This is a genomic window from Leifsonia shinshuensis (assembly GCF_022606355.1).
GTDB classification, from domain to species: domain Bacteria; phylum Actinomycetota; class Actinomycetes; order Actinomycetales; family Microbacteriaceae; genus Leifsonia; species Leifsonia shinshuensis_B.
On record NZ_JAHHZQ010000001.1, the window covers coordinates 698,994 to 717,030 of the forward strand.

At 60.8% G+C, this 18,037-nt stretch carries 12 protein-coding genes and 4 tRNA genes; 1 reads left to right on the forward strand and 15 read right to left on the reverse strand.

The features are described from left to right. Positions 1 to 96: 96 nt before the first annotated feature. The 15 genes from KNO15_RS03405 to KNO15_RS03470 all read right to left on the reverse strand — a co-directional run bounded on the left by KNO15_RS03405 (position 97) and on the right by KNO15_RS03470 (position 17,707). Entirely contained in the window at positions 97 to 528 is a 432-nt protein-coding gene (locus KNO15_RS03405) for a hypothetical protein (protein ID WP_241702041.1), read from the reverse strand. A 933-nt stretch (positions 529 to 1,461) separates the two neighbouring features. Continuing rightward, a complete protein-coding gene (locus KNO15_RS03410) occupies positions 1,462 to 2,214 on the reverse strand; it encodes a hypothetical protein (RefSeq protein ID WP_241702042.1) in 753 nt (250 codons plus the stop codon). Between the two features lie 196 nt (positions 2,215 to 2,410). After that, a complete protein-coding gene (locus KNO15_RS03415; protein WP_241702043.1) occupies positions 2,411 to 3,763 on the reverse strand; it encodes a hypothetical protein in 1,353 nt (450 codons plus the stop codon). Positions 3,764 to 3,766: 3 nt separating this feature from the next. After that, positions 3,767 to 4,189, reverse strand: coding sequence for a hypothetical protein (locus tag KNO15_RS03420; protein WP_241702044.1), 423 nt, complete (start codon positions 4,187 to 4,189; stop codon positions 3,767 to 3,769). Positions 4,190 to 4,566: 377 nt separating this feature from the next. Then, complete coding sequence (locus tag KNO15_RS03425) at positions 4,567 to 6,489, reverse strand: N-6 DNA methylase (RefSeq protein WP_278046485.1); 1,923 nt, start codon at positions 6,487 to 6,489, stop codon at positions 4,567 to 4,569. Continuing rightward, positions 6,486 to 7,118: an N-6 DNA methylase gene (locus KNO15_RS23040; protein ID WP_278046458.1), complete on the reverse strand. Its 633-nt coding sequence runs from the start codon at positions 7,116 to 7,118 to the stop codon at positions 6,486 to 6,488. Before KNO15_RS23040 ends, KNO15_RS03425 begins: the two co-directional genes overlap by 4 nt. A gap of 55 nt (positions 7,119 to 7,173) precedes the next feature. Next, the gene (locus KNO15_RS03430; protein ID WP_241702045.1) at positions 7,174 to 7,899 is read right to left on the reverse strand and encodes a M48 family metallopeptidase; all 726 of its coding nucleotides are present in this window, start codon (positions 7,897 to 7,899) and stop codon (positions 7,174 to 7,176) included. After that, positions 7,886 to 10,963 (reverse strand): type I restriction endonuclease subunit R, encoded by a 3,078-nt coding sequence (locus tag KNO15_RS03435; protein WP_241702046.1) that lies wholly within the window; start codon positions 10,961 to 10,963, stop codon positions 7,886 to 7,888. The genes KNO15_RS03430 and KNO15_RS03435 overlap by 14 nt, the downstream gene beginning before the upstream one ends. Before the next feature lie 41 nt (positions 10,964 to 11,004). After that, a complete protein-coding gene (locus KNO15_RS23275; protein ID WP_241702047.1) occupies positions 11,005 to 12,231 on the reverse strand; it encodes a restriction endonuclease subunit S in 1,227 nt (408 codons plus the stop codon). Continuing rightward, positions 12,228 to 14,678: a type I restriction-modification system subunit M gene (locus tag KNO15_RS03445; protein ID WP_241702048.1), complete on the reverse strand. Its 2,451-nt coding sequence runs from the start codon at positions 14,676 to 14,678 to the stop codon at positions 12,228 to 12,230. Before KNO15_RS03445 ends, KNO15_RS23275 begins: the two co-directional genes overlap by 4 nt. Before the next feature lie 403 nt (positions 14,679 to 15,081). After that, positions 15,082 to 16,830, reverse strand: a complete 1,749-nt coding sequence (locus KNO15_RS03450) for a DNA primase family protein (protein WP_241702049.1) — start codon at positions 16,828 to 16,830, stop codon at positions 15,082 to 15,084. Then, positions 16,830 to 17,069, reverse strand: a complete 240-nt coding sequence (locus tag KNO15_RS03455; RefSeq protein WP_241702050.1) for a helix-turn-helix domain-containing protein — start codon at positions 17,067 to 17,069, stop codon at positions 16,830 to 16,832. Before KNO15_RS03455 ends, KNO15_RS03450 begins: the two co-directional genes overlap by 1 nt. 316 nt (positions 17,070 to 17,385) lie before the next feature. Then, a tRNA-Val gene (locus KNO15_RS03460) sits at positions 17,386 to 17,457 on the reverse strand. 37 nt (positions 17,458 to 17,494) lie between these two features. Continuing rightward, a tRNA-Cys gene (locus tag KNO15_RS03465) sits at positions 17,495 to 17,565 on the reverse strand. A 69-nt stretch (positions 17,566 to 17,634) separates the two neighbouring features. Next, positions 17,635 to 17,707 (reverse strand) — tRNA-Gly (locus KNO15_RS03470). A 187-nt stretch (positions 17,708 to 17,894) separates the two neighbouring features. On the opposite strand from KNO15_RS03470, the gene KNO15_RS03475 reads away from it, so the two are divergent. Next, positions 17,895 to 17,970: transfer RNA gene (locus tag KNO15_RS03475), tRNA-Val, on the forward strand. Positions 17,971 to 18,037: the final 67 nt, after the last annotated feature.

The window sequence follows — 18,037 nt, forward strand, 5'->3', positions numbered from 1 at the left end:
ATACCGCATCCGCAGGCCTGTGGTATTTCACATAGCGGCGCACGACGGCCTCCGGAGCTCAAAGTGCCGACCCAGCCTGCGACGATCATCCACGAACTAGAAGGCAGACGGCTCCATGCGGTTATTTTGGTTGAGACACCCTTTCGCCTGTTCGCATGTGGCAAGCAACGTCCACTTGGAGGCATCAGCGCTCGTTTCGGTGTCGAATAGCGCCACTCCGTAGAAACCAGCGGCGGCGGTTGCGGGAAGGGTGAATACCAGATCGGTGGATGTGCGACCTCTTTGATCGGGCAGCACCGAGGTGCTGGCATGCGAAGCGTCGCCGAGGTAGTCCCCAGGCCGCAGAACGCCGTCCGGATGTCCCCAGTCGCCCGGATCCCAGTGACTCGCGACGTTGTACATGCCTCCCGGCCCCACCTGAGCATCATCGTTCACATTCGGCGGAATAGCCCAATACGCAACCCCGTCGATATACACGCAGTAGGGCTTGTCCCCCCCCCAGCTTTCGTCTTGGGCGGCGGGTTCCATTCAACATCTTTGGTATAAGGAATCAGAAAGCGTAGCGAACTCGGCGCACCCACCTGGACAACGACGGCGCCTGAGCCTCGCGGGTTAGCAGTGATGCCCAGTCGCATTTTCAGTTGGAACGGCGTGTAGTCCCACTCTCCCTCCGCGTTAACAGCCGGAGCGGTACACCACCAGTAGATCTCCACCGTGACCCGCTCTTGTGCTCGTGCGTCACGTGGCGTCGGGCACGTTCCGTCGGACTCCGGGAGAGCTCCGACCTGAGGTACTGGCGTGACGCTGGGCAGCGTGGGGGGAACCGTTGACGGACGAGCAGGACTGGAGGTCGCCGCGGATGCCGGGACTTCGATCGGGCTGATAGGGAAGAACGACAGCACAAATGGTGCCGCGGACAATAACGCGAGGACGGACGTGACGCACACCAGTACGGTCCAAATGCGCGCCGCACGCGCCGCCTCCATCATATCGTGCCGCGTGTCAAAGCGCCTCAACACGGGACGACGAGCAAACACAAGCGCCACCAAGATCCCGATTACAATTCCTGAGAGCCATCCCGTGAGCTCCCTGTAATCATGCAGCCAAGCGACGATCGCCTCAGGCATAGGCAGCCCGTCCGACAGTGCTCATGCTACGAACAACTCCCCCGTCCGTGACGCCAGCCATGCATCGCTCGCGTGCTAGCTCGAACGATATACGAGCCCTTCGCGCCAACGAAGGTTTTCGGTATGCCTTCCGGTCCATGTGGTCCACGATGCGTGGGTTCGGCGGCGGAGTTCCTCAGAACATACATGCATTAATGCTGGGTTCCTTCTCGCTTACCACGCGCAACTGCACAGGTTCGCGCATCCGCAATTTGCCCTGGCGTGAAGAAACTAGAAATTGCGGCGCTCAGTCCGCAACCAGCTGACTTCGCCTCCATACGGTCGTCCAGAAGAGCTAGCTCCGCTGCCCATAGCCGCCCGAAGGCAGTTTCCCCCACCTGGTGTCATAAGGCCCGGAGAACACTTCGGGAGGTAATGGAACGGCCGATTCGCTAAGCGATTCAAAGACGTCGAGGCATATCGATTCTGCGTAGGCTTCGCCTCGCTCGTGGAGAATACGGTTAGCCTCGCGCAAGATGGCGAGCGGATTGGTATAGCCCATGCTCTGTGCTTCGATCCGGGCGGCGGTATGAGCGTCTGCCGCGTAGTTGAACCGCAGCACAGCGACGGCGCTCAAGTATGGGTGATTACCCCGGCTTGACCCACTGCTCTCAGCGACATGCAAGCGCCCGTTCCGACCGAACTCGATATTCGTCCCCCCGCCGTGATGGAAAGCGACATTGAGGTCGCCATACATGGCGGACATCACCATCGGCGGCTCGAGCGGGACAGGCGAGCCTTCGGGGTTTGCGAGCACAACCACAAGCGGTCGGTCGCTAATTCCTTTCAACTGAGCTGCGCCAGCGCTGATCCGGTTCCTTACGGACCGAAGGCGGTCGCTTATTGGCTCGATGCGATCGGCGCTTGAACCCGCTGGGGGCGCGGGTGACCCGAACGATTCCACCTCCACCACGACCTCGTGGCCGGCGGCACGGATGAGATAGTCGGGACGCTTCACGGTTCCGAGCGTGGGCTCGTAGGCGATTAGTTCATACCCGAGCGAACTCAAGTAACGCTCAAATAAGCGTTCACCGGGGTTCTTTGCCATACGCACATGATGGCATTGCGTGAGGATATGCCGCCCGATCCCGGACGGAATTCGCACCCAAAAGATCGCCTACGGGAACCCGATCGAAACCCACCGGCTTGCTTTGTCGCGCCTTCGAACACCGGACCTGCATTGGGGAGCGAAGGGGCCGACGCGGAACGTCCGACCTCACTACGTCGTTCGCATGACCCTAGGGCTAGTCGAGAAAGTAGCCGTCTTTCATCTGTGGGTCGACTTCCAGCTTGGTGTAACCGACGCGGGTGATGCCAGTCTCTCCTGGGCGTATGGATTCTTCTCTGGCTTGTTCAATAGCCTCGAACGCTTCGTTGGCCTCGTGACTCTGTCGCTCGGAAAGGTAAAAGGAGAGCGAACGAACGTGCGCGGACGCGTTCGCAGCCCGCTCGAAATCGACTGGATCGGCGGATGCATCCGCGAGTTCGCGAATGGCCCTGTCGACCGCACCGCGGCTGACTCGCCTCCGCAGGTTTGGCAAGAGGTTGATCATCCCGTCCTCACTGACGATGACAATGAGCGTCGTTCCTTCGGGGGCACCCTGGTGGTAACGCAACGCTGAGTTGTATCGAGCCCCACGCGACGGGTCTCCGACACCCGCAACGGCATGCCCGTCGAGGATGACTCCGACCGCGTGGCATTGCGCGTCCGGCGCAACTAGGATCGCCCCGTCTATGGCGGTGAGGCTCGCGAGGCTCGCAGGGTCGAGGCGGCGCGGGGCAATTGCAAGCGCCTGAGGCGCGAGGCGTTCAGCTTCGTCGTCAGCGTCAACACGTACGACAAGCATGGTCCCGTGCTGTTGTTCGGCGGCTTGGTCAGTCAATGCCCAGAGCGCTTCGCCGTCGCCTGCCCCGTTGAAAACCCGACTAACGGTATCCAGAAAGGTTGCTTTGCTGATGCGGTCTCGGGGAAGGGAGGGATCCCCGTTGTGGACTGCAATCAGTGGGACGCCTCGCGTTCCAAGCGACCATTGCCCTCGCCCGGTCACCGTCACCTCGAAAACTCCGTCTGTCGCGTCCCTGTCCCGCAGCTGTCCGAGCCCGGTAGCGTTCTCGCCGTCTGTAAGAAGTGCGAGGTTGGCGCCGGTCATTTCCAGCGCCTTTCGAAGAGCGCGGGTTTCGGACAGGCGAATTCCGGTCTTGAAGTCGATGTCCATATCGAAGAGTCCGCCCCGCCGTTTGCCGAGTAGGAGCGTCCCGACTCCGGTGCGTCCTTCGTAGGGCTGCGCGGACACCGCGTTCATCGCACTGAAGAGGTCGCCGCCGTACTCATTGCCGTAGCCAGTCACGATGCCACGGACGAACTGGTTCGCCGCCATCCGCACCGTTTCTGGGGCTAGTTCGGAAGTCCAGGTTCGAAGACCTTCCGGTTCGGCGGACAGCGACAGTGCCAGCGTCATCTCGCGCAGCGCCTCGCTGACAACAGCATGCTGAAGCGACTGAGGGTAGCCGCGAGTTCCGAGGACGGGGACAGTGGGCGAGATCTCCGCGAGCAGGGCCGGCGCCTCGTCCCATCGGGGCCTGAGTACCGTGACCACCGGCTAGACGCGATATTCGGCTACACGTGCAGGCCGGCCGGCGAAGAAGTAGCGGTCCCTGCCGTGTGGAGACCGCTCAAGGGCCGACTCGATCGCCCTGCGACGTGCGTTTTCAAGGCTTGCACGGGTGCGGCGTTCGTGTAGGCGCGCGTCGGATGTGATCATGTTTCGGTCCGGGCGTTCCTCGAACGCTTCGTCAGCAGCGTCCATCGCGCCAACGAGCAACTTAGATGGGTAGTTCCCACGCTCCGGCTCAACGCAGATCGGGTTCGGTCCCTGCCCTGACTCCCGGAATCCCACCAGGATCACCTCGGGCGCCGCGGGCAGGCCGATACGAAGTAGGGCGTCGTTCACGAAGTGCCTCGCTTCAATTCGGAAATGGGGCTGGAAGCCCCACATGAATTCTTGAATCTCTTGTGGAGCCATCGTCACCTTCCGTGGGTTGTGCTACCTCTTATCATGCCGTTTGGGCTCCGTTGGACCCGCAGTCCCCGCCGTCTCGAACCATAAGGCGAGCAATTGAGCCCCGTATCACTTCATCGGGAGCTGGCGAAGCTGCCTACCGGACGCATGGCTGGCCGCCAAAAGGTCGTCCGGATAGGCAGTCGATGAATGATTGTTCGCTGGTGGACAGACGTGCCAACGATCATCCGCGGGACGGTCGTGCCTTGGGCCATGGCATGTGGATGCGCGGGCAGGCGAGTGCTTGAGTCGATCAAACCGACGCGTCTGCGAGAAGAGTGTGAGTCGAGTGTTGAGGGAGGACGCGATTTGTCAACTCCCCTGAGCGTGGACTTGATAGCTCACCGGACGATAAGCTCTCCGAAGTCATCCCGCAAGGTTGCGACGGCGTCCTGCAATTCACTCTCGGAACCGAATTGATAGCTGATCAGCCGGACGTTAGATCCTTCGGTCCGGTTGTAGAAGTAAGTGGTGTACTGAGCATCGCGCGGAGCTGACCGAAGCTGCACGAAATGCAATAGTGGCAGCGGAGACTCTGAGCCGTCTCTAGCGAGGTACAGATCGCCGCTAACCATGGGATCGCCGACTTTGAGTGAGGTCTTTCGGAAGGGCGACTTCGACCCAAGCGCCACCTCTACGGATTGCACATATCCGTCCCGGCCGCGATCGACGCTTCCCGCTCGAACGAGAGTCAACTCCGTCCAGACGTCGCCGAGTATCTGTCGGACCTCCAACAGATCCGCAACTAGTTCATCGATCTGACGCTGCCTCACTTCGTCAGATGTGAAGCCAGAGTGACCGTGCCACCGGTTCCGTTTCGTGCTCAACTCGTTGAACTTCTTTATGACACGTTTTGAAACGAGTCGCGCAACCCCGCTCTGTCCTAGATCCCCAAAAGCTTGCCTAACCCGAGCGATTTCATCTCGGTCTTGGGATTCAAGTGCGTGGCGAAGGAAGCTCGATGTCTTTTCTGCGATGACTATCCACGTGCCGAGAGTGGCTCGCTCGATCCCCAGGCCATGCTCATCAAGAGTTCGACGGATGGCTGCCTGAACCTCGGCTCCGCTGCCGGCGAGGTTCCGGCAGGCCGAAAGAAGGACAGTCGAGTGGAAGGCCAACAGGGCCTCGCATGCGTGCAAATACGCAAGCTGCTTGTCGGTAAGCGAAGAAGCCGTCTCAGCGGCCCACAATGCGGTAGCGATTGGGTAAGGCAACTGCTCTAACCACGAGCTGAGCGATTCGTCGAAAGCGCCAGCCACTCGGCCCACCACCGCGTCGGCCTCGTCAGGGAAAGCCCAAATATGCGCGCGGCGCGTGCTCAGTTCCGCCTGGAAGGACGCAAGTCGGTCATCCGCTGCCGCGATGGTCTCCTGAACATCCCGCGGGGGAATCGGGACGATCAGCTCATCTGCCCACCGCATCAATGAGGCAGGATCCGATCGGACGGCACGGACGTGCGCTCCCGTGCTGCCCGCATCGATAGCCCACCGCCGGCTTGCGTAGCCCTGCTCGGAGTTGAGCCACGCCGCGAGGAAGCCTGTGTGGATGGGCTCCCCATCGAGCCGGATCGCTAGGAGTCTGCCTCCCGATGCGGCGCCCGGAGACCCGGTCGACACGGCGCCACTGCTTCCGGTGGGTACGAACAGATCAGCCGCCCTTTCCTCATCGCTGCTGCCGCTCAAATTCAGAGGCTCGGCCGCCAAGAGATTGCTCAACCGTTGCGCCGCCCAGCCCTTAGCCGCCAGATCCTTCAGGAGACCGCCCGATTCGTCATCGAAGTAGGGGCTGGGATCGAGATCAATCGTCTCTCTAGGCACGCCGTCGACCTGAACGCCATTACCGGCTCCGTAGCGCGTCTCGAGGAACTTCGCATCGACAGGGGTGTCATCGAAGGTTGTCAGCCTCCACGAAAGCAGATGTCCTTCATTGGTCGTCTTGGCGAGTCGCACGTCCCTGCGCACAAATCGCCTCGTCGAGATGCTGCGGTTGCGCGGACCTGGCCTTCCGGTGCGCAGTCCCGACTCCAGTTCTTCAAGCGCCGCGGTGGTGATCGATCTTGTCCGACGCGTGCTAGTGAACTGCGCCCGAAGGTCTGCGACCTTCGCCATGGGTTCGGAATGGCTCGAACGGTTGGCGAACGTCAGAAGGTAGAGCGGAATCGCAGTGTTCGGTGCCAGGCCCTCGGGGAGACGGGTGACCGACTCAAGCATCCCAGCGTCAACAATTGCGCGCCGAACGAGTGCCGTGGCACCACCAGAGCTCAGCGCGCTTGGCGCAACGAGCGCGGCGACCCGTCCTCCCCCCCCTCAGCCGCGGGACGCAGCTTCTCAAGGGCGAGCGAGATGAACAGCCAGGTGCTGTCGTTGCCCTGCGGAAGCCCGAAAAGGAATTCGCCTCGTTGAGCGCGTGCTTGCACGGCCGAGACCGACCCGCGCCAATCAAGTCCCCAGGGTGAGTCGACGATCACCAAGTCAGCGCGGAAGTCCGAGAATGGGTCATCGGCCAGCGTGTCCGCTTGCGCTATCTCGGCATCGGCGAATCGCTCGAAGCGTCTACGGGAAGCAGCGACTGCTCCGTCGTTGATGTCTTGGCCTCGATATCGGACTCGGATTCCTGTGGAATCTAGGGCGCGTACGAGCATCTCTCCCGCATAGCCCGAGCCAGCCGCGGGGTCCCAGATATCGACGCGAGTCATCTCCGGGTTCAAGCCGCTAAGACATCCGATTGCCAACGCACGAGCAAGGCTGGGGCTAGTGGTTTGCTCAAGACCGATTGAGCTGCGGTCGCGATCCGAGAAGGGGAGATCCGCCGGTTCGTTGAGGACGGCGCTTACCGCGGGATGCTGCGCCTTCATCGGCGTACCGCCGCCGATCCGCGACCGCGCGTGCGGCATCGGAGACTCTTTTCCGCGGCCGCCAAGATCGCGGTCGAGCTGGGCGTCACGTGCCTCACGTTGTCCAATCTTCCTGTGCAAGCGGCGCCCCATTCAGTTGGTCGCGGCGCATGCGCCAGTCCGGGAGATTGCGATCCATTAGTGCGGTGAAGCGCGCCCCGTGATTGCCTTCGAAGTAGTGAGTTAGCTCGTGCACGACGATGTACTCAAGGCAATCAGGGTGCTTCTTCGCTAGCTCTACGTTGAACCAGACCGCGCGGGTCTCACGATTGCAGGATCCCCACTTAGTCTTCATCTTTCGGATTGTCCATCTCGGCACCGTAACCCCGAGCCGCTGCTCCCACTTGCCAATCAGCTCGGGGACGGCGGATCGAAGTTGCTCGCGATACCACTGTTCTAGGTATCCGCGACGTTGATCCGTTGATGCTTCGGTCGCCACATACAGTGCGAGCCGATCTCCGTCGATCTCGACGTGCGCGCGCCCGGGTCGCTCGACTACTTTCAGGCGTTTCCGAACACCCCAGGCATAGTGCGACTCCCCCGTCACCATCTCACGAAGCGACTGTCGCGCAGCAGTTTGGAGTTCCTTGCGTTGCCGGCGAATCCAACTGAGTCGCTGAATCACTGCCAATCGGATCTGCTCGTCGTCCACACCCAAGGGCGCAGCGACTCGAACGCGGCCCGCTGGTGGATAGACGCCGACATGCAAATGCTTGATGTCTTTCCTGACGATGTCGATGTCGAGCCCTCGAACAGTGAGATAAGCACTAGTTGTACTCATCGCGAGCCCTCACGAGATTGAACAACGCCTCAGCGCGTGCATCGCTATTCGGCAGCGCTCGCGCGATGGCGCGCTCAACCTGCCGGCGCTTGAAGGGATTCTCCTTCCAGCCGTGTTGCTTGTTGTTGCGAACCGCTGAGTCCACCGCGAAGGCGAGATCCGCATCGCCGTCCAGCGTGTCGATAAGGGACTGCTGGCCGCCGTTTTTTGCCCACGAAGGATAGGTCTTCCCGGTGTCCTTGGCACCGAGCTGCTGGGCGGCCTCGAGGACCTTCGCCAGGAACTCCTCATACTCGAGGGCCTGCTTTCGCCGCTCCTCGAGAATGGCGTCGAGCAACTCGCTCATGCGGTCGTAGAACTTCGGGTTCAGCGCATGTTCGTCGATAATGACCTTGCGCATGTTGTTGATGATGGTTTCAGCGACGGCATCTTTGCTCTTGCGAATGCCGGGCGGCAGCTTGTCGATCGCCCCTGCGCCAAGGTTCACGATGAGGTCGATGAGTCCCGCGTCTTCAAAGTTCGACACCACCTCCGAGGCGCCCGCCTTGATGTAGGTGTCGAGTAGGAAGCGCATGTCGGCTTCGTACGCCTTGAAGTCGATGTCCTCCCCCGCCGCGAGCTTCACCTCAGCTCGCACGTCGCTGTAATGGGCGATCTCGCGCTTGATGTTCTCGACGTCGGCCGGGCTGTAGCCGGCGCCGGCCATGTCGTTTGCGATGTTCGCGAATGCACGCGTGACAGCTGCAACGGCCTTGTACAGTTCGACCCGCTTCGGCTCGTTCGCTTTTATCTGTTCAACGTCACCGGTCTCCTTGGAAACGAAGTACGCCCGGTACTGATCGGTCTCTTTGGGCGGTAAAACCGGCTCGCAGAGCGCACGGATCCGCTCCAGGGCATCGTCAAGATCGTCGCGTGCCTTGTCGATGCGATCCGTCAGCAGCCCCTCGATGTCCTGCTTCTCATAACCTTCGAGGGCGCCGGACGTGTAGTCGTTGATGGCGCTTTCGAGCGAGTTGAAAAGGTCGCGGTAGTCGATGATGTAGCCGTAGTCCTTATCGTCGCCGTCTAGGCGGTTGACGCGGCAGATCGCCTGAAAGAGGCCATGGTCTTGCATCTTCTTGTCGATGTAGAGGTAGGTTGCGCTCGGCGCATCGAAGCCGGTGAGCAGCTTGTCGACCACGATGAGCAGACGCATCTGGCCGGGCTCCTCGATGAACTGCTTCTTGACTGCCTGCTCGAACTCCTCGACCCGAGCCATGGCCTCGTCTTCAGACGTATCGAAGTAATCAGCCAACATACGCCGATAGATGTCGTATTGGGCTAGCTTCTCGGTCTTCCCCGCGCCAGCGTCTTCCTTCGAGATATCGCTAGCGTTTGGCTGGTAGCTGGTGACGATGGCGCACTTACCTCTGAAGCCGGCGTTCGCGAAGAGGTCATAGAACTTGCAGGCCTGGTAGATGCTCGAGCCGACCAACATCGCGTTCCCGCGGCGGTCCATGAGCCGCGGCTTTGTCTCCATGTCGATGAGGATGTCGGCAACGATTTGTTCAGCTCGAGACTTGCTGGAGACGACCTTTTGCATGGTCCCCCAACGCTTCTTGAGCTCGGCGCGGGAAAGATCGGTCATGCCTTTGGTCTTGGCCTCGAACCACTTGTCGACGTGGGCCGGGGAGGTTAGATCCTGGTCGATGTCACGCGCCTCGTAGCGGAGGTCGAGCACCACGCCGTCGGCGACGGCTTCGTTGAACTTGTAGGTGTGGATGAAGGACCCGAAGGTCTCGATGCTCGTAGCCTTGTCGGCCTTGAGGAGCGGCGTTCCGGTGAAGCCGATGAACATCGCCTCGGGCAACAACTGCTTCATCGCGCGATGCATTCTTCCGGACTGCGTGCGGTGAGCTTCGTCGACGAAGACAAAGATGTTGCCTTTAGCCTTGAAGTCGGTCGGCACCGCCGCCTTGAGCTCGGCGATGAAGTCGTCGGTGTCCCCGTCCGTCTCGTCAGTTCCGCGGAACTTGTGAACCAGGGAGCCGATGAGCCACTCTTCGGACGAGTTGAGAGTGGCGATCAAGTCGGCGCCGCTCTTGGTGCGGTAGAGGTCCTCGTTGACGCCCTTGAAGACCTTCTCGATCTGCTCGTCGAGCTCGGTTCGATCCGTAATGAGCAGCACGCGGGCGTCGCGTTGATTCTCGCGGATCCACTTGGCCAGCCAGACCATCGTCAGGCTCTTGCCCGATCCCTGAGTGTGCCAGATGATGCCGCCTTCGCGCTTGACGATGCGTTCCTGGGCGGCCTTGATGCCGAAGTACTGGTTGTGACGCGGTCCCTTCTTGACACCCTTGTCGAAGACGATGAAATCGTGGATCAACTCAAGGAAGCGGTCCTTCGAGCACATCTGCGGCAGCGCTCGGTCGAGCAGGGCGTCGACAGACGCTTCCTCCTTCCATTCGAGCCAGTACTTCTCGGGCGTATCGATGACGCCGTAGCGGAGCCCCTCGGCATCGTTGCCGGCGAAGAGGTACTGCACCGTGGAGAAGAACGGACGGATGAAGTCCTTGCTTTGGTTCCCGATCGACTGTCGAATTCCCTCGGTCACCGCGACCTTCGAGCGCTTGAGCTCGATCACGCCGAGTGCCAGGCCATTGACGTAGAGCACGACGTCGGGGCGCTTGTTGTGGTGTCCGAAGACCGTGACCTCTTCGGCTAGTGCGAAGTGGTTTGCCGTGGGCATCCGCCAGTCGATGAGCCAGACAGTCTGGGTCTGCTCACCAGCTGCCGCCCGCACTTTCACGCCGTACCGCAACAACTGGTATACGTCGCGGTTCGCCTCGTAAAGGTTGTGTCCAACCCCGACTGCCGCAGCCTTCTCGAGCTGTTCGATGGCGCGAGTGATCAGTCCGTCCTCGTAACCGCGGGCCCGAAGGTTCTGCGTCAGCAGGTCGGTCTCTATGCCGCCGGTGCGGTTCCCGTCGTGCCAGTTCCCGAGGTACTCATACTCGAGTTCCTCCGTGAACAGCCTGACAACGCGATCCTGCGTCTTGCGTTCGACCTGACCGACTGTGCTCATATAGTTTCCCCCGCGCGCTTAACAGTGGATTATGGGACTCGTCATGCCGCGTCTTTCGCCGGCAGGCACACCCGACCGCTTAAGAGCTGCTGCATCATCCCTTGCTTAATAGCGCGGGCCTTAGCCAGACGCGCGACCAGGATGTCGAGCTCATCCTCAGCGGACGACAGAGCCTTGACCACCGCCTGCTGCTCCTCGACCGGCGGCAAGACCAGCTCGGTAGCCATCAGTTTGGTTTTCGCGATGTTGTACCGAGTGGCACCCTGCGCCAGTGCCGCTATGAGGTCGCGCCCTTGGCGTGCACGGAAGAAGTGGGCAAGGAACGTGGGGTCGATTCGGTCGTGCCTCTTTAGGCGGTAGCCAAAACAAAAGCTGTTGAGATATGTCCGGGGTGATGGGTCGTAGTCAACGACTGCCGCAAGGGCAACCTCATCGGGGGTTTCTGAAGAGCCGTTGAACAGCACATCCCCGCGCAGTACGTGGTTCTGGCGTTCTTCGGGTCCGACGCGCACGCGCTCCAGCCGAGTCCCACGCAGGCGAATTCCGGCCATGACTTCCATGAACGTCACAAAGGTGGCGGTGCCTGTCCTAAAGTCATCCTTTGACTTACCGGTCAGGCCGCCGTAGGTGGATCCAACATCCAGAAGCCGAACCGTCTCCCATGTTCGAGCGAATCCAGGCAGACGCGTTCGGCCGGACAGTAGCTCCTGCGTCATGCCCAGCTTTATCGCGTGCTTCTTCTCGACGACGCGCTCAAGGTTTGCGATCAAGGCGTCGGCATCCGACAGTGCCGAGGCGATCCGCGCCTGTTCTTGGGGCGGAGGCACTGGCAGTGGCATTCCAACGAACTTCTCTCGCGGCAAGTGCGCGATACTGGTCTGCGTCACGTAACTGACAAAAGCGCCGGTCCCGGCCCAATACTCAAGAAGAGCTTGCATCACGCGCACGTCGTAGCCACGCCGTGGTCGCAGACGATGCAGTGCTTTCTGGAAGTAGACCTCTGAAATCTCACCGTTCCAGATCGCAGCGCGTCCAACTTCGCCGCCCTCACACACAAGCAGATCACCCGGCTGCACTCGGTAGCGATTCTTGTCAGTTCGAGTTAGAGGAACCATGCCCGCCGCCTCGAGATCAACCCGCCCCCATTGAACGGCGCGGTTGCCCAGATACATTTTCGGCTCGCCCCTGTTCGTAGCCGAGTCGAGCATCTTTCCGAGCTGAACTTCGAACTCGTTGCCGATGGTAGAGACGTCCCACGATTCCTTCACGACGGGACCCCCATCGCGTCGAGGTGGCGCGCGACCTTCGCTTCTAGCTCGGAGAGCTCGCGATCAAGCTCCGCGACCGTGCGCAAGTATCGTTTACCAAGTTCCTGAACACGCCTGACGAGTGCCTGTGTCAGCGCACTGACCTCACCGTCGATCCTTACCGCGATGGCGGCGTGCCACTTGTCGTCAAGCACGATGGACTTGACCTCATCCTCCGAAAGGTCGCCATACTTGCGAAGCGTCGTGTCGTCGAGCACGGCCCGCCCATCCTTGGCTGCCTTCTTCGCAGCGGCCTCACCGTTCACCAGCTTGAGGGCGACCTCGGCGCAGTCGATAGTCTCCTGATCGCCGCTCGTCCTTGCCTCCCTGATGACCTCGCTAAGTAGCTGCTTGCTGTAGCCACCCTTCTCGTTGGTCGCTTCGGCGAGAAGAGCCTCATCTAAACCGTGTTCTTCGGCATGTTCGTTTAGCGCTGCAGAGGCCGATCCGAGCTCGGCATCAAGTTCGTCGATCCGGGACTGCTCATCCGCGAGATAGCGAGCTACGACCAGCGCGGGCGGTATGAGGTCCATCTTGTACTTGATCTTGGTTCGACCGGCGCCGATCTCAAGGTCCGGCTCTTCAGAGAGCTTGCGATCCTTGTCTTCGATCGCCTTGCGAGGCTGGGCGGCCTTAGCCCAGGTGCCGCCATTGCCGAGTTCAGTCATGATCAGGAAGACGTCGTCGTGCATTGTCTCATTCCAGTAGCTCATGAGCTGCTGGTACACGTCGTACGCGTTGAGCAGAGGCACGTGGTTGAACCGAGCGAGCAAGTCGTTGCCGAGGGTCCGAATCAGATTGTTCGGCTTGGTGTCCGCGTCGATCGCGCGGAGCTCGTCGCGGTGCGCTTCGAACCACTCACCCACTACTTTGTGGACGTCTGCGCGGATGTACTCCAACCCGCTCCGGTTGAGGGCATAGTCTCGTACCTCGGAGAGGTCGACCTTGAGCTTCGAGTAGCCGTCTCGAAGCGGCTCAAAGAGAGCCTCCTTGAGTGCGGGCAGCGCATCCCAGTAGTCCTGCAAGGCGTCGACGTCACGGTTGGGGATGCCGCCGTGCAGGTGTGCCGACAAGTCCTGTAGGTCTTCCGGCTCCGAGCTGTCGATGTAGCGCGGGATATTTAGGTTGTAGTTGTTCTTCGGCGCGGAGATCTCGCTGATCGGCACCATTCGCGAGTAGCGGTCGATCTCGACCTGGTGGATGACGGTATCGACGATCTTGTGGATGTCTTGGTCTCGGAGCCGGTTCTTGTTTCCGTCCTTGGTGAAGCCCTTGCTGGCGTCGACCATAAATACCCCTGTGCGACTCACGGCATTTTCTTTATCCAGGATGACGATGCATGCCGGGATGCTGGTGCCGTAGAAGAGGTTCGCCGGTAGCCCGATGACGCCCTTGATGAAGCCTCGCTTGAGCAGTTCCCGGCGTATATTGCCTTCGGCGTTTCCTCGGAAGAGCACGCCGTGCGGGAGGATGACCGCGGCCTTGCCGGTCGACTTCAACGACGCCAGAGCATGGAGCAGGAAGGCGTAGTCGCCGTTCTTCTCGGGCGGCATCCCGTATTCGAAGCGCCCGTAGTCGTACTCGAGCCCGTTGTCCCACGATTTGATCGAGAACGGTGGGTTCATTACCACGTAGTCGAAAGTCTGTAGACGCTTGCCGACCGTCAATTGCGGGTTGGTGATCGTGTCACCCTTGTGTATCTCGGCGGTCTCGTTGCCGTGGAGGATCATGTTCATTTTGGACAGCGCCCAGGTGGCGTTGTCCTTCTCCTGGCCGTAGATGGTCATGCCTCGCGGGGCTTCGGCGGCTGCCTTGAGCAGCAGCGAGCCGGAGCCACAAGCAGCGTCGTAGACGGTCTCGTCCTGACGGGTCTGGCTATTGATTCCCACGACCTTTGCCAGAACACGCGACACCTCGGCCGGGGTGTAGAACTGTCCCTTGCTCTTGCCCGACTCCGTAGCGAAGTGGCGCATCAGGTACTCGTAGGCATCGCCAAGCAGGTCGTCGCCCTCAGCGCGAGAACCGCGAAAGTCGAGGTCGTTGAAGATAGTGATCAGCTTTGACAGGCGATCCTGAATCTCCTTGCCGGAGCCCAATTTCTCGCTGTCGTTGAAGTCGGCCTGATCGATGACGTTGCGGAGACCGTTGGCGTCGGCAAGCTTGCCAATGATTATGTTGAAGCGGTCGCCGATCTCCTTGTCCCCTTTAGCGGCGAGCATGTCATCAAAGGATCCGCCCTCGGGCACCTCGATGAGGCTGTCTGGGTCGGACTTCGCCTTGTCCGAGACGTATTTCATGAACAGCAACGTCAGGATGTAGTCCTTGTACTGGCTCGCGTCCATGCCGCCACGAAGCTGGTCACAGCTGGCCCACAGCGAGCTGTATAGGTCCGACTTCTTGAGAGCCACTATCGCGTCACCACCGTCGGCGACTGGTACATGTTGCGCTGTCGTCGGCAACTGGGGGCTCGGGTCATGCTTCTTGTTCCTCCTACGCGCGTCAACGCGCGCAACGCATTTCTTCCCTAGGGCTGTTTCTCAGAATATCGGGGCCAGCGGATTTCACCGCGGACGCGCCCGCGGCAAGAGTGGCGCGCATCCAGGAGCGAGGCTGGATGGGAGCCGCGGGAGCGCCAGCTGAGATGCGACGCTCCTGCTCCTCATGGGGATCTCGCCACTCCCATCGGCGGGTGCGTCGCGGTGCCAATCCGTGGCTTGACGGAACCGTCGGTGTGGCGATCAGAAGCGATCGCCACACCGAGGTACGGCACGGGGCTTGCTCGACGTTCACCTCGCCTCGAATATCAGCGCCTCACCCCACGTAGCATTGGGGGCCTTCACTTGGGATCGCCCAGGGATCGCCGAATTCGACGCAGTCGCCACCGGCCCGGGCAACGGACGGCGCCGGATCGCGATCGGGATCTTGGGGATCTTTCCCGCTGATGACCCCTGACAGATCCGACTGACCCGAGGTTGCCGGAAGGGGGAAGTAGGTGATGACCGCTCCCCGCCCGTCATCCAGAGCCAAACGATTGCGGTACCGGCGACCCCCGGTTCCTTTTACGTTCGGGTATCCCAGGGCGTCGAGGCGCGATCCGAAGTCGCGCAGGCTAAGCCGATGCTCGCGCATGATTCCTTCCGCGCTGCACCAGTCTCGATAAGCATTGTGAAGCTCCGTCGAGCCCGCGCCGTTCCCATCCTCGGCATCGGTGCACATCGCCTCGATGAACCGAATCACGGTGTCCTGACTTCCCATATACGCGCCAGTCGCAGCTTCGACGACTTGAGGCTCGCCGAGGCCAGCGGCTTCGTACTCAGCCAATCCTTGAAGGGTCCAAAGCAGAATCGCATCCGCGCTTGATTGAGCCTTGAGCTTTCGAAGGAGATGCGGGTCCTGTTTCTCGGGCGGGATCACGACGTCAAACCTGCACACACGAGTCCGCGCCCACAGCGCGGGATCGTCAGCGGGAAGCTGAGGCGGGTGATTCGTGATCAGGACAGCAGTGTGAGAAGGCGCAAAGGTGATCGAGTGACCCTTGTACAGATACCGCCCGGTGATCGCGTCCCCACCCGTCAACCGCTTCATCAAGGCCGGGTCGAAACGCGCCCCCTTGTCAGTCTCGGACAGCCAAGCGACCCGCACGCCCCGCAGGTCGAGCATTGCACCATTCGGTTTGTTGGGATCCCCCTTCGTTAGCTCAAAGAGCGACGAGGGCGCGATGTGCGAGTACGACCCGAGCGCGCAGTGCTCGGCTTGGTAGAGGACTCCCTTCCCGTTGCGTCCGACCTCCGTAAAAATCGGCAGCGTGTGTTGAATCTGTTCCCCTATCAGGCCCAGTCCGAGCGTCCGCTGCAGATAGCTTCGGAGACTCTCGTCAGGGACGCTAGTCTGCAAGAAGGTATCCCAGAGGTCAGACGATGCATGTGGATCGAACTTCGCTCTTGTAATCCGCGTGATCTTTTCCGCGGGACGGGCCTGGTGAAGCTGCAGCGATTGAAGGTCGGCCACGGTAGATCCGTCGCCCTGCAGTTCTCTCAGGTCGAGGGTCCCATTTGCCACATTCAGCAGGTAGGGATCGGAATCGAGCTCGTCGACCGTTGCCCGAATGCCAGCCAATGCGCTCATGAGTTCGAGCACACCCCTAATGCCAGACGCAGTCTGTGCCTGCCGAAGGTCGGCAAGCAAGTCTCTATCGGTCAAGGCATCGACGGAAAGCTCTCGAATCCGACCCATGACGGCTGCTGTCGCCCTCTTCTCCTCGAGGTCGCGTTCCCAATGCGATCCAATCCAGACGTACCAGCCAACCCCCGCTACATGCATGAGCTGATCGATCGAATGCGCCGCAACAAGGTGCGCGATCCTGGCATGGCTCCGCAAGTGGCCAGCGTCAGACAAGTACTGAATCTCGAGTGCGATCGATTCTCCTTCGAAGCCATCGCCATAGGACTGCGACGTGTTAATGTCTAGATCAGCGCCGCCAAACGCTCCAGATGCCGCCTCGGTCTCCGCCGGGCGGCGTCTGTCATTTGTAGGCTCTTCAATCAGTTCTGGATTGCCCATCAGCGCACCACCTCGCTCGAAGCGGCCGCGAACAGAGCGCGAAGAGATTCATCGGTAACGCGGACAGTCCGGCTTGCGATCCGGATCGTTTTGAGTTCGCCGCTGGCGATCATGCGCTGAACAGTACGAACTCCAACGTCCAGCATGAGGGCGACGTTTGGAATCGTGTGCCCGAGGCGCTCGATACGCGGCGTATCTGCGGTGGTGTCACGGGTTGCATGGTGGGCTGCGCTGGGCATACCTGTCTCCTTGGAAGCTGATTAGCAATCCAGGAACCAGGTCGCCTGGTCGTGTTTCCGGCCGTCTGGCGTCTGTGCACCGGGTGGTGCGTGTCCTTTCTCGAGGCGGATCTTCCCGTCTCTGCGCTTTAGTTTCGCGCTGTTCATTTGTATGAACGTGAAGTTAGCACCCGGGGGCCGGTACTGACGCGAATTGGCGAGGCTGAAAAGTAACACGCTTTTTGCGACCCCACGCTGACCCCACGAACGCGTCAAAACGGAGAGCGAGACGCCCAGGTAAACAAAAAACCCCCGGAAATCCGGGGGTTTCTCGCTGTGGGCGATACTGGGATCGAACCAGTGACCTCTTCCGTGTCAGGGAAGCGCGCTACCGCTGCGCCAATCGCCCGAGCCTGATGTACTCGAAATCGAGATTCTCAGGATCGAGGTGGATACGGGATTCGAACCCGTGTATACGGCTTTGCAGGCCGCTGCCTCGCCTCTCGGCCAATCCACCGAAGCCACAACACGGAAGAACCGTACCGTATTCGAGAGGCCTGGAATCCGAGGAAACCAGGCCGACTCGAGCGGATGACGAGATTCGAACTCGCGACCCTCACCTTGGCAAGGTGATGCGCTACCAACTGCGCTACATCCGCATTTCGCACCCCGGTTTCCCGCGGCACTTGAATGACTTTAGCCGATCCCCGGGCCGATGACCAAACCGGCCGCGTCATCCGGGTGTGTCGCGCCGCGCAACGCCCGGCGCACCGCCCCGATGTGCATTCGGGGGTCGGGGTCGGCTAGTATCGAGACTCGCAGCCGGAACCGTCCGGCCGCAGCAGCGGGCGATTGGCGCAGTTGGTAGCGCGCTTCCTTCACACGGAAGAGGTCATCAGTTCGAGTCTGGTATCGCCCACCACGAACAAGAACGGCTCCCGGTCATCGGGGGCCGTTTTCGTTTGCGCCCGATGCAGCCCGGGCGATTC